The 13698-nt window shown below is 72.0% G+C and carries 12 protein-coding genes; 4 read left to right on the forward strand and 8 right to left on the reverse strand.

Going from position 1 to position 13698, the window contains the following annotated elements; translation table 11 throughout:
* Positions 1-118: 118 nt before the first annotated feature.
* Complete coding sequence (locus tag ADK86_RS42710; protein ID WP_106982451.1) at positions 119-226, reverse strand: keywimysin-related RiPP; 108 nt, start codon at positions 224-226, stop codon at positions 119-121.
* A gap of 377 nt (positions 227-603) precedes the next feature.
* Between ADK86_RS42710 and ADK86_RS32220 the strand changes: the two genes are divergently transcribed.
* Positions 604-1353 carry a DUF4253 domain-containing protein gene (locus ADK86_RS32220; protein WP_234346145.1) on the forward strand — a complete coding sequence of 250 codons (750 nt, stop codon included), beginning with the start codon at positions 604-606 and terminating at the stop codon, positions 1351-1353.
* A 76-nt stretch (positions 1354-1429) separates the two neighbouring features.
* Here ADK86_RS32220 and ADK86_RS32225 read toward each other — a convergent pair whose 3' ends face one another.
* Both ADK86_RS32225 and ADK86_RS32230 read right to left on the reverse strand, forming a co-directional pair.
* Positions 1430-2029 carry a hypothetical protein gene (locus tag ADK86_RS32225; RefSeq protein WP_053699762.1) on the reverse strand — a complete coding sequence of 200 codons (600 nt, stop codon included), beginning with the start codon at positions 2027-2029 and terminating at the stop codon, positions 1430-1432.
* Between the two features lie 120 nt (positions 2030-2149).
* Positions 2150-3376 (reverse strand): LPXTG cell wall anchor domain-containing protein, encoded by a 1227-nt coding sequence (locus tag ADK86_RS32230; RefSeq protein WP_053699763.1) that lies wholly within the window; start codon positions 3374-3376, stop codon positions 2150-2152.
* A gap of 242 nt (positions 3377-3618) precedes the next feature.
* Between ADK86_RS32230 and ADK86_RS32235 the strand changes: the two genes are divergently transcribed.
* Positions 3619-4509, forward strand: a complete 891-nt coding sequence (locus tag ADK86_RS32235) for an META domain-containing protein (RefSeq protein ID WP_053699764.1) — start codon at positions 3619-3621, stop codon at positions 4507-4509.
* Here the strand turns inward: ADK86_RS32235 and ADK86_RS32240 are convergent.
* The 3 genes from ADK86_RS32240 to ADK86_RS32250 all read right to left on the reverse strand — a co-directional run bounded on the left by ADK86_RS32240 (position 4482) and on the right by ADK86_RS32250 (position 6735).
* Positions 4482-4952, reverse strand: a complete 471-nt coding sequence (locus ADK86_RS32240; RefSeq protein ID WP_053699765.1) for an SRPBCC family protein — start codon at positions 4950-4952, stop codon at positions 4482-4484. The two genes, ADK86_RS32235 and ADK86_RS32240, sit on opposite strands and share 28 nt — an antisense overlap.
* Entirely contained in the window at positions 4940-5779 is an 840-nt protein-coding gene (gene sigJ, locus ADK86_RS32245; protein WP_234346153.1) for an RNA polymerase sigma factor SigJ, read from the reverse strand. The genes ADK86_RS32240 and sigJ overlap by 13 nt, the downstream gene beginning before the upstream one ends.
* Positions 5780-5994: 215 nt before the next feature.
* The gene (locus tag ADK86_RS32250) at positions 5995-6735 is read right to left on the reverse strand and encodes an ANTAR domain-containing protein (protein WP_063789134.1); all 741 of its coding nucleotides are present in this window, start codon (positions 6733-6735) and stop codon (positions 5995-5997) included.
* Positions 6736-6959: 224 nt separating this feature from the next.
* Between ADK86_RS32250 and ADK86_RS32255 the strand changes: the two genes are divergently transcribed.
* The gene (locus tag ADK86_RS32255) at positions 6960-7331 is read left to right on the forward strand and encodes a helix-turn-helix transcriptional regulator (RefSeq protein WP_053699768.1); all 372 of its coding nucleotides are present in this window, start codon (positions 6960-6962) and stop codon (positions 7329-7331) included.
* A gap of 148 nt (positions 7332-7479) precedes the next feature.
* Positions 7480-8652, forward strand: coding sequence for a hypothetical protein (locus ADK86_RS32260; RefSeq protein WP_159394010.1), 1173 nt, complete (start codon positions 7480-7482; stop codon positions 8650-8652).
* A 20-nt stretch (positions 8653-8672) separates the two neighbouring features.
* Here ADK86_RS32260 and ADK86_RS32265 read toward each other — a convergent pair whose 3' ends face one another.
* Together ADK86_RS32265 and ADK86_RS32270 are read right to left on the reverse strand one after the other, a co-directional pair.
* On the reverse strand, positions 8673-11687 hold the full coding sequence (locus ADK86_RS32265) for an FAD-binding and (Fe-S)-binding domain-containing protein (RefSeq protein ID WP_053699859.1): 3015 nt from the start codon (positions 11685-11687) through the stop codon (positions 8673-8675).
* A gap of 250 nt (positions 11688-11937) precedes the next feature.
* On the reverse strand, positions 11938-13692 hold the full coding sequence (locus ADK86_RS32270; protein ID WP_053699770.1) for a glycoside hydrolase family 15 protein: 1755 nt from the start codon (positions 13690-13692) through the stop codon (positions 11938-11940).
* Positions 13693-13698 lie beyond the last annotated feature (6 nt).

Genomic DNA, 13698 nt, shown 5'->3' on the forward strand with positions numbered 1-13698 from the left:
TCGGTAGCGGGAGGGGCATCGGCGGGCGGGCCCGGTCGGCCGCGGGCCGGGCCGGCGCGGAGGCCGGCCCGGCCCGCGGCTCTGTGCGGGTCCGCTCAGCGGCTCCGCACCGATCGCGTCAGAGGAGCTGCTTGCCGCCGAGAACGTCCTTGGGGCCGGTGTTCTTGACACCCGTCACCTTGCGGAAGCCGCCGGCCCTGGTGAGTGTGGGGCGCTCGTACGTCATGGTCGCACTCCTTTTCCCTGAAGGGATAACGCGGACCGCGGGACCGGACCGACGCCATGCGAAAGCATTTGCGCCTTCGCTCCCGCGAGCGGTTGATGCCGCGCCGCAACCGTAAGAGTGCTGAACGCATCATCACAATGATGTGCTCGCGGTGGCGTGTGGTACGCCGGGGGCGTGAATTCCTGTGGCGAAAGCGCGGTGTGATGCACACGCTCCCGAGTTGTGGCACGGGCCGGTTTGAACGCACGGATTCCGTGATGCGCGGCGAGTGGGACGGGCAGGCAATCGCCCGCCTCTGGCGTGCGATGGGCGGGCCGCTGTTCGTACGGGAAGCCGCTCCCCGGGCGTTGTCAGACCCCGGCCCTAGCATGCACAGCGTGAACGTTGAACTGTGCTTGCCCCGTGATGTCGTGCTCCCACCTGGCCGGACGGTCACCGCCGAGGGCGGCGGTGACATACCGGCCCTGTGGCTGAGCGACGACGCCGTGTCCGGGGCCGCCGAGCTGTGGACGCGCCTGCGCGAGGAGCACGCCGGCTCCGGGCTGTGGCCTCTGCTGCTCGAACCGCTCCGTCCGGACGACGAGGGCGAGTTCCGGCCCTGGGCAACGGGCGAGCTGTATCCGGAAGACATGTCCTCGCCCCAGGCCCATGATCCGGCCGCACTCCTCTGCGCCTGGTGGGACAAGTACGCGGAGGAGGAGTGGCCCGGTCTCGCGCCGGGCCGGGAGCCCGTACGGCATCCCGACGAAGTGGCCGCCGAGTTCGCCGGGGGCTTCGCCGCCCGCAGGCCGTACATACGTCTGGGGCTCGTCGCCGCGGGCCGGGGCGCCGACGCTCTCACCGCCGTCGGCTGGAGCGGCCCCGCCAATTACGACAACGACACCGCCAAGTATTCCGCGGTCGTACGGGACTGGGAGCGGCGGTTCGGCGCGCGCGTGGTGGCGGTCGGGTTCGCCACCCTTTACCTCAGCGTTGCCGCACCGCCGATATCCGCGGAGGAAGCGCTCCTCGTCGCCGCGGAACATTTCGCCTTCTGCCCGGATCTCGTGTGGCAGGGCTCCGGCACCCTGTCCGCCTACGCCGAAAGCATCGTCGGCGCCGGGCACTGGGAATTCCGGTGGGACTGACCGGACGGCCGGTCATACCGGACATGTAACGTCCGGCATGGCCGGCGGTCGGCCTCGCTTCCCGCGGTGTGCGGCCTTACTTCCAGCGGAGGTTGAAGTTGGCCCCGGTGAGACCGGTCGTCGTGCAGTCGATGCCCCGGTACCGGTCGACGAACGTTCCGTAGAGGTAGACGAAGGAGTCGTACGTCTGGTCGTGCGAAAGTCCCTCGCGCACCCGGAACCGCAGCTGTACGTGCACGGACTCGCGCGGCTTGAGCGTGGCGGGCCCGGGGATGCTGCCCGTGGCGGCGTCGCCCTGGCGCAGGGTCTTCCACTCGCGCTTCGCGGTATCCCAGTACTGGAGGTCGGCATAAGGGCTCAGGCCGTGCTCGCCCTCGTTGTAGACGTTGCTGTCCACCCTGGCCCGCAGGCTGAAGGAGTTCAGCTCCTTCTTCGAGACGTTGGTAAGTGTGGCGGTGAAGGCGTGCCACGTGTTTCCGAGGCGAACGGTGTCGGGCGCGCCGAAGGACCGCCCGGCGAAGAAGTTGTTGTGGTATTGCCCGTAGGCGGTGTCGACGTCGTAACACGTCGGCATCGCGGGGGCGGGAGCCGCCTGGGAGGCCGGGGCGGCGGCCACCGCCAGCGGGATCAGGGCGGCCGTCACGGCCGAGACGGACAGGGTGCGACGCAGTTTCATGAAAACTTCTTTCTCGAAGCCCGGCTCGAAATCCGGCTCGGAGCGTGCCCCGGGGCTCCACTCGGAACCCGGCTCGCAGCTCGGCCGGCGGGGAGGAATGAGGTGATCGGCGGCAATCGCTTATGCGGTGGCGTCCGTCCGACCGGTGCCCGTCGCGGGCTTGCGGCGGCGTACGGCGAAGACCGCGCCCGCGCCCACGGCGACCGCGGCGGCACCGGCCAGGGCGATCGTCGGCAGCGCGGAGGACGAACCGGTCGCGGCGAGGTGGCCGCCGCCCTGCGCCGCGAGACCGCCGCCCGACCCCGAACCACCCGCGGCGCCACCGGGCGTGGCACTCGCGCTGGGCTCGGCCGAGGCGGTCGGCTCGGCCGTACCCTCGCCCGGCTTACCGGGCTTGCCCGGCTTGTCCGTCGGCGTCGGCTTCCCGCCGACGGGCAGGATGGTGAAGTCGTACCACTCCTCCTTGGCCGAACCACAGGAGCCGTCGCGGTTGCGGAAGTCGCCCGCCGCGAGCACGTACCCGGTGCCGGGCTTGGCGTCCTTGACCACGCGGGTGCGCAGCGTCAGCGTGACGACACTGTGCGGGCCGACCGGGAAGGAGCCGAACAGGCTCTGGGGCGAGGCGTCATGGAACGTCTTCCACTCCCCCGTCCTACGGTCGCGGTACTCGGTGTCCAGCTCCCAGTACGGCCGGTCGACATCCTCGGCCGAGGACACGTACAGGTACGGCTGCACCTCGGTCAGCGTCTTGCCGGTGGTGTTGGTGAGCCGCATGGTGAACGTGGTCCAGGAGCCGCCCGCCACCAGCTGGGACGGCAGGCCGTTGACCGTCACCCGCAGCTGGTCGGACTCGAAGTCGCAGGTCCGGCCTTCGGTGTCACCGGAGGTGCTGCCCCCGCCGGTGGCCGTGCCCGCGCCGTTGTCCGTACCTCCCGTACCGGCGGAACCGCCCGTACCGGCGGTCGTACCGCCATTACCGGCAGTCGAGCCGCCCGTGCCCGTCGAACCGGCGGAGCCGGCCGACCCCGTACCACCCGTGCCGCCCTTCCCGGTGCCTCCGGACGACGCCGTTCCGCCGCCGTTCTGGGACGTCCCGCCGGTGTCACCGGCCTGACCGGGGCGCTGCGCCTCGTCCGAGGTGCCGCCCTTGCCGCCGCTCTCCCCGGAACCCTCCGCTCCGCCACCCGCGGTCCCGGCGGAACCCGTGGTACCGGAACCCGTCGTACCGGAACCGGTCTCCATTGCGGCCGCTCCGGTCGCGAACGCGGCGGTGGGCGCGGTCAGTACGGCGGCGGGCGCTATCACGGCAGCCGCTGCGGCGGCCGTCAGGGCGCGGCGAATCTTCATCCAGCAGACCTTTCGGGTCCCACGTGCCGTTCCGTCGGGACGGCACGCTCGTCGATTGTCGTGCGGTGGCTCACGCTTCGGCTCGTACGCCGAGGCGCGGGACGCAGGCGTCCGTGCGTGCACACGCGTGTACTCGCACATACTTGCGCCTCATACGAGACCATCGATGCGGCGAAAAGGTTGCACACGTGACTTCTTGAGATCATCGGAACCGGGCAGCGGCCTCGGACGTTTGTACGACCATGCGCATACAACGAGCCGGCGCCGCCGCCGGCGCCCTGCTCGCCGCCCTGCTCACCGTCACCGGATGCGGCCCGTCACAGACGGGAAGCGACGGCGGGAAGGCCGCCGAGGGCAAGCCGGCTTCGGCCTCGCCCACCAAGAAGGGGCCGGGCGGACAAGGCGGGGTGCTGATGGGGGCACGCTGGATGGTCCAGTGGGTCACCGTCGACGGCCGGGAGATCAGCGCGCCGCCACACGCCGCCTCCTGGATGGCGTTCGACTACGACAACACGGTCAAGGGCAACGACGGCTGTGCGCCCTTCCGCAGGTCCACGACCGTGACCGACAGTGCGCTGACCCTGGGTGGGGAGTGGACGCAGGCGACGGAGGACGGCGGGTGCCCGGCGAAGAACCGCGCCTTCGCGGAGCGGTTGCGGAAAGTCTTCAACGGTCCGCTGACGATCGCCTATCGGGTGGACAACCTCACGCTGGACCTGAAGAACCAGCAGGGCGACTACGTGGCGATCAAACTCCAGCAGCCCGAGGGGTTCTACGGCCGGCGCTGGCAGGTGCCCAGGCTGAGCGTGGGCGACAGCTACGGTCCGGACCTGCCGAAGAGCGCGTATTTCATTTTCCACGAGGACGGGACGGTCATCGGGAACCTGGGCTGCAACGACTTCACCAGCAAGGCCGTCTTCGAGGGCGACACACTGACCATGTGGGAGCCCACCCGTCTCAGCCAACGCACCTGTTCCCCGGACATCATGAAGGGAGAGGGGTATCTGCTCTCCATGAAGCGGAACCCGCAGACATTCACCTACTCGGTCACCCACGACACCATGAGCGCCTCCGACGAATCCGAGGGTCCGCTGCTGCGCAACGGCTACGAGTTCACCGCGCTGCCCGACTGATCCCGGGTCAGCGCAGCCTCGGCCGTGGCGAGGATGTTGCCGAAAGTGCGGATGAGGACCGGCCTCATGAGGAGGCGGGTCAATGGGGCGCCGAGCAGGGGGAGACGCACTTCGGCTCGGGTGGTCCAGCGGACGTGGGTTCCGTCGCCGGTTGCGGTGAACGTCATCCGGCCGAGTTCGTGACGGGACGGCGGCAGGCTGCGTTCGACGACGTACTCGGTGGCGTACGGCGGGTCGTACCGGGTGATCCGCTCGCGGAACCAGCCGATCAGCCAGAGGTGGCTGCGCACGGCGCCGACCCCGTAGGGCGCGCCCTCGCCGTGGCGGGTCAGGCGGCAGCGGAGCGCCAGGGGTGAACGTGTGTAGTGGGTGGTTGTGGTGAGCCAGGCGAACACCTCGTCCACCGGGGCGGGGATGACGCGTTCCACGGTCACGGTTTCCACGGCCGGGGTCCTTTCCTGTCGAGAGGGCGCACCGTGTCGGCGCGGTGCAGTTTGTCGGGGTTGCGGATGACGTAGAGGCCGGTGATCCGGCCGTCGTGGATCTCGACCGTCAGCAGCCAGTCGAGCGCACCGTCGGTCAGGAACCGGGCCCCGGGCATGCCGTTGTAGGTGGCAGGCTCGATGCGGGTCGCCGTGAGGCTCGTACGGGCGACGCGGAGGACGAACCGGGCGACCTCGTCGCGGCCGACGACCGGGCGGCGCGCGGCGATCACCTTTCCGCCGCCGTCGGAGATCTGCACGACATCGGGCGCCAGCAGGTCCATCAGCACCTGTACGTCGCCGGTCGCCGCCGCGTCCAGGAATCGCCGTACGATCTCCCGGGCGGCGCCGGAATCCGGTTCGAAACGGCGGCGCCGCGCGTGGACGTGGCGGCGGGCGCGGTGGGCGGTCTGCCGGACGGTGGCCTCGCTCTTGCCGACCGACTCGGCGATCTCGCCGTGGGGGTAGCCGAACACGTCGTGCAGGACGAACACGGCGCGTTCGGTCGGATTCAGCGTTTCCAGGACGAGCAGCATGGCCATCGACACCGACTCGGCCAGGAGCACGTCGTCGCTCGCCTCGGGAGCGGTACGGATCGGCTCGGGCAGCCAGGCGCCCACGTAGTCCTCGCGCCGCGCCCGGGCCGCGCGCAGGTGGTTGAGGGCCTGGCGGGTCACGGTACGCACCAGGTAGGCGCGCGGGTGCCGGACCGTGGCCGGGTCGACCGCGCTCCACCGCAGGTAGCTCTCCTGCAGCACGTCCTCGGCGTCGGTGGCGCTGCCCAGCATCTCGTAGGCGATGGTGAACAGGAGTCCGCGGTGCCCGGTGAACACGTCACCGGCATGCGCAGGACCCTCAGCGTCCCCAGCCATGCCCCGCCCCCGCCCCATCGTGACGAACCGACATCGCCCCGCCTTTCTCTTCGCCTGCCCATCGGGACACTTCGCGGCGGCGAAACGTGACAGGGGCGGCCCGGCTTTTTCCGGCCGTCCGCCGGCCGCGGCTATTCGCCGGTGGCCGCGCGTGAGGGAGTCGCCCTGGCCTTGGCCACCGCGGCCGCCAACTGCTCCTGTACCGCCTCCGGCAGCGCGCCCCCATGCACACTGTCCACCAGTTCCCGGGCCAGGAAGTGCAGCTTGGTGTTGGTGTTCTGGGAGGCGGTGACCAGCACGGCCCAGGCCGCGTCGGGGCTCAGGGTGAAGGTGGCCATCAGTATTCCGCGGGCCAGGTCGATGACCGGGCGGGTCCGCATGGCGCGGCGCAGCTGGGCGACTTCCGTGGGCGACTCCTGGTGGGAGTCCTGCTGCACGTCCTGCTGCACGTCCTGGTGAGAGTCCTCGTGCGCGTCCTGCCGGGAGCCCTCGTGCACGTCCCTTCGGAGCTCCTGGTGCGGGACCGCGCCGTCGGTGGCGGAAGGCGGCGCGGGCCGCCCGTACGGCTCCGAGGAGATGAAGAACTTCCGGGTTCCGGTCAGGTCCAGCAGCCTTTCGACCGCGCGGCTGCTGGAGCGGATGACCACGGCCTTGCCCTGCGCGAGGGCCCGCACACGCAGACGCAGCAGCATGTTCAGGCCGCCGCAGTCGAAGAACGGGACCGCGCCGAGGTGGAGGTCGAGGCCCCGGGCCGACCGGCTCAGGGCCTCGCGCAGGTCGTGTTCGATCTCCTCGCAGGCGTTCAGGTCCAGTTCACCTTGTACGGCCACCCCGGTCCGGCCACTGTCCGGGAAGGCGTCGAGCCGCGACAAGCGAGGCGGGTACGGGACCGACGGGCCGCTGTTCCCGTCGGCCCCGGTGGCGGCCTCGGGGGGAGGAGACGCCCAGGGCGCAGCTTCCGGCATGGCCTTCCCTTCCCGTCATCGGCTGGACCGTGTCCCTCCAGGCTTGCCGATCGAGAGACACACGTCAACTAATACACGAAACGCTGTACGTGCATCGGGACACGTGAACAAGAGGTCGCTAGACTGACGGCATGGATGGACTGTCCGAGTCGCAGAACGGGGTTCCCGAGCCGCACACGGGGTGGACGTTCGTGACCAACCACGCCCGGGTGCTGGCGGTCATCGCGGACAACCACAACGCCCGTATCCGCGACATCGCCGCACGCTGCAGGCTGACCGAACGCGCCGTTCAGAAGATCATTTCCGATCTGGAGCGCGACGGCTATCTGTCGCACACCCGCGAGGGCCGCAGCAACATCTACGAGATCGACCCCAGCAAGGTGCTGCGCCACCCCGCCGAAGCCGGCCTGACCGTCGCGTCGCTGCTCTCCCTGCTCGTCCAGGACGAAGAGCACCGCACCACGCACCCCGACGACGAGCGGCAGCGGCAGCGCGCGGGCTGAGCGCATGGTCCGCGCCGGCGCCGCCGGACGCTTCACGGCATCTCTTGGTTGTACGGAAATCGGCTGATTGCCCGGGGCGTCCGGCGCCTCTTTGATGGGCGGGTCCCGTGTGCGCGGGCGGACGTGACCTCCTCTTCGAAGGGTGACCATGAGACGGCTCTTACGCGCGGGGCGTACGTCCCGCCTGACGCGGGTGGCCGCTGCCGCGGTCGTGACCTCGGCCTGTGCCGCCGTCCTGCTGCCGGGCGCGGCACAGGCCCGTCCCGTGGTGGACACGGCGGGCGCGGCCGGTGCCGCAAGCACGGAGCGGGTGAGCACCACCTCGGACGGGGCCCAGGCCGACGGCCTGTCCGACGGGGCGTCGATCAGTGCGGACGGACGGTATGTCGCCTTCTGGTCGGCCGCGCCCAATCTGGGCGCCGACGCCTACCGCGCCCTGTTGGTCAAGGATTTGGCATCCGGGCAGGTCACCCGGGTGCCCGGCGCCAGGACGTACGGCGGCAGCTACACGGCAATCAGCGACGACGGCCGGTACGTCGGCTACGGGTCGGGCAGCCGCTATGCCTCGGCCTACGTCTACGACCGGGTCACCGGCCGGATCACCCAGGCCAACGGCTCCGAGCTGAGCAGCGTCGACTCGCTGAGCGCGGACGGCCGCTTCGCCGCCGTCACGGTCGGCAGCCGCAACCCGAGCCGGCCCGCCCGGCTGTTCGTCCGGGATCTGACGAACGGCACCGACGAGCAGATCGACCCGCAGCAGACACCGACGGGCCGGCCGTCCGTCAGCACGGGCCTGCTCAGCGGTGACGGGCGGCTGCTGGCCTTCGCCACCGGCCCGCGCAGCGGCGCGTACGACATCTTCGTCAAGGACCGGGCCGACGGGACCGTGCGGCAGGTGGACGTACCGCTGGACGGGGTGCAGGACGACCGGCGGAGCCGGCTGGCGGGGATGAGCCGGGACGGCCGTTACGTGCTCTTCGATTCCGCGTCCGGCAACCTGGTCCCCGGTACCACCGAACCGGGCCGGCACGCCTACCTCCGCGACCTGCGGACCGGCACCACCGTACGGCTCGCGCCGGCCGGAGTCTCGGCGGTGGCGGTCAGCGGGGACGGGCAGAAGGTGCTGCTGTCCGAGGAGGACCGGCTGACGCTGCTGGACGTGCGTACCGGCGTACGTACCGCCGTCGGCCCGGCCGCACGGGCCATCCCGGGTTCGGTCACCGGGGGCGGCGAGGCGGTGGCCTTCACCTCCGAAGCCGCCGACCTCGTGCCGGGTGACACCAACGCGGCTGCCGACGTGTTCGTACACCGCACCGACTGACCGCCCGGGGCGGCCGTCGCTCAGGCGCGGCGCCGGGCGAGAGCCACCGCCCCGCAGCCGAGCGCCGCCGCCGCGGTCACGGCCGCCGCGGTGATCATCCGGGCGTCGCGGGTGCGCACACCGGGCCGCGGAACCTTGCGTTCGGGATGGTGGGCGGGCGCGGCGCCGTCCAGGCCGAGGGCGAGCGCCTCGGCCAGGTGCAGGGCCCGCCGTCCGGTGCCGGACTGCTCGATCTGGGTGCGGCAGCTGAAGCCGTCGGAGATGACCAGGGCGCTGGGGGCGGTGTCGCGTACGGCGGGCAGCACGCCCTGTTCGGCGACGGCCATGGACACGTCGTAGTGGTCCTTCTCGAAGCCGAAGTTGCCGGCCAGGCCGCAGCAGCCCTCGTCCAGCACGTCGGCGTCGATCCCGGCGCGGCGCATCAGCTCCCGGTCGGGGTCGGTCTTCATGACGGCGTGCTGGTGGCAGTGCGTCTGTACGGTGGCGGCGCGGGCCAGTTGGGGCGGCTGCCAGTCGGGGGCGCGGCGCACCAGCAGTTCCGCGAGGGTGTGGAACTGGTCGGCCAGGCGCTGCACGTCGGTGTCGTGCGGCAGCAGGTCGGGGGCGTCGGCGCGGAAGACGGCGGTGCACGACGGTTCCAGGCCGACGATGGGCGTACCGGCTTCGAGCCACGGCCGCAGGATGCGGGTGGTGCGGCGCAGGGTGCGTTTGGCGGTGTCGAGTTGGCCGGTGGAGATCCAGGTCAGCCCGCAGCACACGGCTTCGGTGGGCACCGTCACCCGGAACCCGGCGTCCTCCAGGACGCGGACGGCCGACCGGGCGATGTTCGGGTGGAAGTACGTGCTGAAGGTGTCCGGCCACAGGACGACGGTGCGGGGGTCGGCGGGGTCGGGCTCGGGCCGGTCCTGGGCGCGCCACCACTGGAGGAAGGACTGCTCGGCGAAGACCGGCGCCTCGCGCCGTGTGGCGACACCCGCCAGGCGCTTGCCGAGGTTGCCGAGCACGGGGGCGTGCAGGGCCGCGTTGACCAGCCGGGGCGCGGCGCGGGAGGCCAGGGCCCACAGCGGCAGCCAGCCCAGCGCGTAGTGCGCGGCCGGGCGCAGCCGCCCCTTGTAGTGGTGGGCGAGGAATTCGGCCTTGTAGGTGGCCATGTCCACGCCGGTCGGGCAGTCGGACTTGCAGCCCTTGCAGGCCAGGCACAGATCCAGGGCGTCCTTGACCTCGGTGCTGCGCCAGCCGTCGGTCACCGCCGAGTCCGCGTGGCCGCCGAGCATCTCGAACAGCAGCCGGGCACGGCCGCGGGTGGAGTGCTCCTCCTCGCCGGTGGCGCGGTAGGAGGGGCACATCACACCGCCGCGGTGGCTGCGGCAGTTGCCGATGCCGACGCAGCGCAGGACGGCGCGGGTGAAGTCGTGGTCGTCCTCCGGGTAGCCGAAGTGGGTCTCGTCGTACGCGGGGCGCCAGTGCGAGCCCAGGCGGAGGTTCTCGTCGACGCGGTAAGGGCTGGTCACCTTGCCGGGGTTCATCCGGTGGCCGGGGTCGAAGAGGGCCTTCAGCTCGCCGAAGGCCCGCACCAGCCGGTCGCCGAACATGATCGGCAGCAGCTCGGCGCGCGACTGCCCGTCGCCGTGCTCGCCGGAGAGGGACCCGCCGTAGGAGGTGACGAGTTCGGCGGCCCGGAAAAGGAACTCGCGGAAGTCCCGGACGCCGTCGGCGGAGGTCAGGCCGAAGGGGATACGGGTGTGGACGCAGCCCTGGCCGAAGTGGCCGTAGAGGGTGGCGTGTTCGTAGCCGTACTCGCGCAGGAGGGAGGTGAGGTCGCGCAGGTAGTCGCCCAGCCGCTCGGGCGGTGCGGCGGAGTCCTCCCAGCCCTCCCAGGTGTCGCGTCCGTCCGGCGGGCGGGCGGTGACGCCGAGCCCCGCCTCGCGGGCCCGGAGCATCCGCTGCTCGCGCTTGGGGTCGTCGGAGAAGGCCACGCTGTCGTCGTCCTCGCCGCGTCCCATGGCCTTCATCAGGCCGTGCGCCTGCTGGTCGACCTGCTCGCGGGAGTCCCCGGCGAACTGGATCAGCAGCCAGCTCTCCCCGGCCGGCAGGTTGTCGAGGGATTCGGTGTAGGCGTTCTCCTCGCGCATGAGCTGGGCCATCCGGCCGTCCAGCGCTTCGAGCTGGCTGGGCTCGCAGTGCTTCAGGGCCTTCGGTACGTCGTCGGCGGCGGAGGCGATGTCCGGGTAGCCGAGCACGAGCAGCGCCTCGTACTCGGGAACCGGCACCAGTTCCAGTTCGGCGTGCAGCACGGTGACGAGGGTGCCTTCGCTGCCGACGAGGGCGCGGGCGAGGTCGAAGCCGTTCTCCGGCAGGAGCGAGTCGAGGTTGTATCCGGAGACGCGGCGCGGGATGCGCGGATAGCCGCGGCGGATCTCGGCGAGGTTGCGGTCGGCCAGGTCGCGCAGTCCCCGGTAGATCTCGGCGCGGCGCCCGCCCTCGGCGACGATCCGCTCGTACTCCTCGTCCGAGGTGGGGCCGGCCCAGAAGCGGGCGCCGTCGTAGGTGAGGACCTCCAGCCGCCGCACGTTGTCGACCGTCTTGCCGTACGCCTGCGCCGACGCGCCGCAGGAGTTGTTGCCGATCATGCCGCCCAGGGCGCAGTGGCTGTGCGTGGAGGGCTTCGGGCCGAACTGCAGGCCGTACTCGCCCAGTTGGCGGTTCAACTCGTCCAGGACGATGCCGGGTTCGACGACGCAGGTACGGGCATCCGGGTCGACCGAGACCAGGCCGTGGCAGTACTTGGTCCAGTCGATCACCACGGCGGCGTTGGTGCACTGCCCGGCCAGGCTCGTACCGCCGCCGCGGGAGAGCACCGGCACGCCGTGTTCGGCGCAGACCGCGACGGCGGCGACGGCCGCGTCCACGGTGCGCGGCACGACCACGCCGATGGGCACCTGGCGGTAGTTCGACCCGTCGGTTGCGTACGCGCCGCGGCTGCCGGCGTCGAAACGGACCTCGCCGTCCACGCGCCGGCGCAGCGCGTCCGCCAGCCCGGCCGGGTCCGCGCCGTCGTCCTGGTCCTTCGCTCCTCCCGGCGCGAGCGTGCGGCGGCCTGCGTCCGGTCCCTTGTCCACGAGGCGTCCTCCTGCTTCCTGACGTACGACGACGGTTCCCCGCCGGATTCCGCTTCCCACCGGGTACCGCGCCACGCGAGCTCTACCCTCTTTGCCGCATCTGTTCCGTTCGACCGGCAGTCGTTACGCCGTCCGGTGGACGGGCGCGCCCGGGCCGGGGTTGCGCTCAGGCGGGTTCCGGCCCGTTCAGGCGGGCGCCCGCTTCGAGGAGCAGGGCGTGCACGAACGCCTGGGGCAGGTTGCCGCGCAGCTGGCGCTGCTCCACGTCGTACTCCTCGGCGAACAGGCCCGGTGTGCCGCAGGCGCTGCGGGTCCGTTCGAACCAGCGGAAGGCGCCGATCCGGTCGCCCCCTGCGTGCGCGGCCAGCGCCATCATGAACCCGCAGAGCAGGAACGCGCCCTCGGCCTCGCCCAGCGGCCGGTCGTCGTGGCGGAACCGGTAGAGGTAGCCGTCGTGGGCGAGCCGCTCCTCGATGAAATGCCGGGTGCGGTGCGTACTGGGGTCGTCCGGGCGCAGGCAGCCGCGGGCCAGCGGCAGCAGCAGGGCGCCCTCGGCGCCCGCGTCGTCCTCCGCGCGCCGCCATACGCCGTCGGGCCGCAGGCAGCGCCGCCGTGTCTCCGCCTCGACGGCGTCGGCCAGCGCGCTCCGGCTGCGCGCCGCCGGGCCCGGAACGCTGTCGGCCAGGGCGCGCAGCCCCGCCACGATGCTCAGCCGCGAATGCGTCCACCAGCGCTTCTCCAGCTCCCAGATCCCGGCGTCGGCCTGCCGCCAGTGCTGCTCGACGCACCGCACCGCCACCTCCGCCGCCCGCTGCCCGTCCCGGTCCAGCCGGTCGTGCCGGGCCGCCGCGGCGAACAGTTGCAGCGCTTCTCCGTACGTGTCGAGCTGGAACTGCCGGCCCGCGCGGTTGCCGACGAAGTCGCTGCCACCCGGATAGCCGACCAGGGGCAGCGGGCGTTCCTCGACGACCGGGGCGCCGTCCACGGTGTAGGCGGGGCGGAGCCGGTCGCCGTCCTCCAGCAGACGTGCGCTCACGAACCGTACGGCCTGGTCCAGCAGCGGGTACGGGCCGTGGGCGGCCACCGCGAGCCCGGCGTAGCACTGGTCGCGGATCCAGGTGTAGCGGTAGTCGTAGTTGCGTCCGGCCTCGGCGCGCTCGGGCAGGGAGGTGGTGGCTGCGGCGACCATGCCGCCGGAGCTGCTGGTCAGGCCGTGCAGTACGGCATAGGCGTGGCGGGCGTCGCGGGGCGCCGCGGTGTCGAGGCAGCGGGGTACGGCCTCGCGCCACGCCGCTTCCGTCTCCCGCCACAGCCGCCGCGGCTCCGGCGCGGTGTCCGGTGGCCGCCGCCCGATGTACAGGACGAGGTCGCGCTCCTGCCCCTCGGGGACGGTGAAGGCAGCCTGCCGGCCACCGCCGGGCCTGCGTTTCAGGGCCATCCCGCCGAACCGAAGATGCAGGCCGCCGCCCTCAGCGGTGTGGCCGTCCGGCGTGTCGCGGCCCTCCCCCATGGCCCCGGCGCCGAACTCCGGCCGCGGGTCGAGCACGAGGTGGACGCGGGCGTCGCCCCGTACGGCACGCACCCGGCGCAGCAGCACCAGGCCGTCGCGGGCGGCGGGCAGGGCCAGGGCCTCCCGGCTCTCGATGACCGCCTCGTCGGTGACCCAGCGGCTGACGTGGATGAGCGTGCCGTCCTCGTAGTGGCCGCCGCGCACCCGCCAGGCGTTCTGCGGCCGTACGGTGTAGTGACCCGGCCCGCCGATCAGCGCGGAGAAGACCGCGTCGTCGTGCCAGCGCGGCGCGCACAGCCACACCACCTCGCCCTGCGGGCCGACGACCGCGCCCCGTTCGCCGTCGCCGAGGAACGCGTAGTCGCGCAGGACGGCGGGGGCGGGCACGGCCGCGGAGAGCAGGTCTTCCATCTGCGT

The sequence above is a fragment of the Streptomyces sp. NRRL F-5755 genome (assembly GCF_001279365.1).
GTDB lineage: Bacteria > Actinomycetota > Actinomycetes > Streptomycetales > Streptomycetaceae > Streptomyces > Streptomyces rimosus.

Coding starts and splice junctions, on each gene's coding strand:
- ADK86_RS42710 (WP_106982451.1), bottom strand. CDS start 226: ATGACGTACGAGCGCCCCACACTCACCAGGGCCGGCGGCTTCCGCAAG.
- ADK86_RS32225 (WP_053699762.1), bottom strand. CDS start 2,029: ATGAAACTGCGTCGCACCCTGTCCGTCTCGGCCGTGACGGCCGCCCTG.
- ADK86_RS32230 (WP_053699763.1), bottom strand. CDS start 3,376: ATGAAGATTCGCCGCGCCCTGACGGCCGCCGCAGCGGCTGCCGTGATA.
- ADK86_RS32235 (WP_053699764.1), top strand. CDS start 3,619: ATGCGCATACAACGAGCCGGCGCCGCCGCCGGCGCCCTGCTCGCCGCC.
- sigJ (WP_234346153.1), bottom strand. CDS start 5,779: ATGCTGGGCAGCGCCACCGACGCCGAGGACGTGCTGCAGGAGAGCTAC.
- ADK86_RS32255 (WP_053699768.1), top strand. CDS start 6,960: ATGGATGGACTGTCCGAGTCGCAGAACGGGGTTCCCGAGCCGCACACG.
- ADK86_RS32260 (WP_159394010.1), top strand. CDS start 7,480: ATGAGACGGCTCTTACGCGCGGGGCGTACGTCCCGCCTGACGCGGGTG.
- ADK86_RS32270 (WP_053699770.1), bottom strand. CDS start 13,692: ATGGAAGACCTGCTCTCCGCGGCCGTGCCCGCCCCCGCCGTCCTGCGC.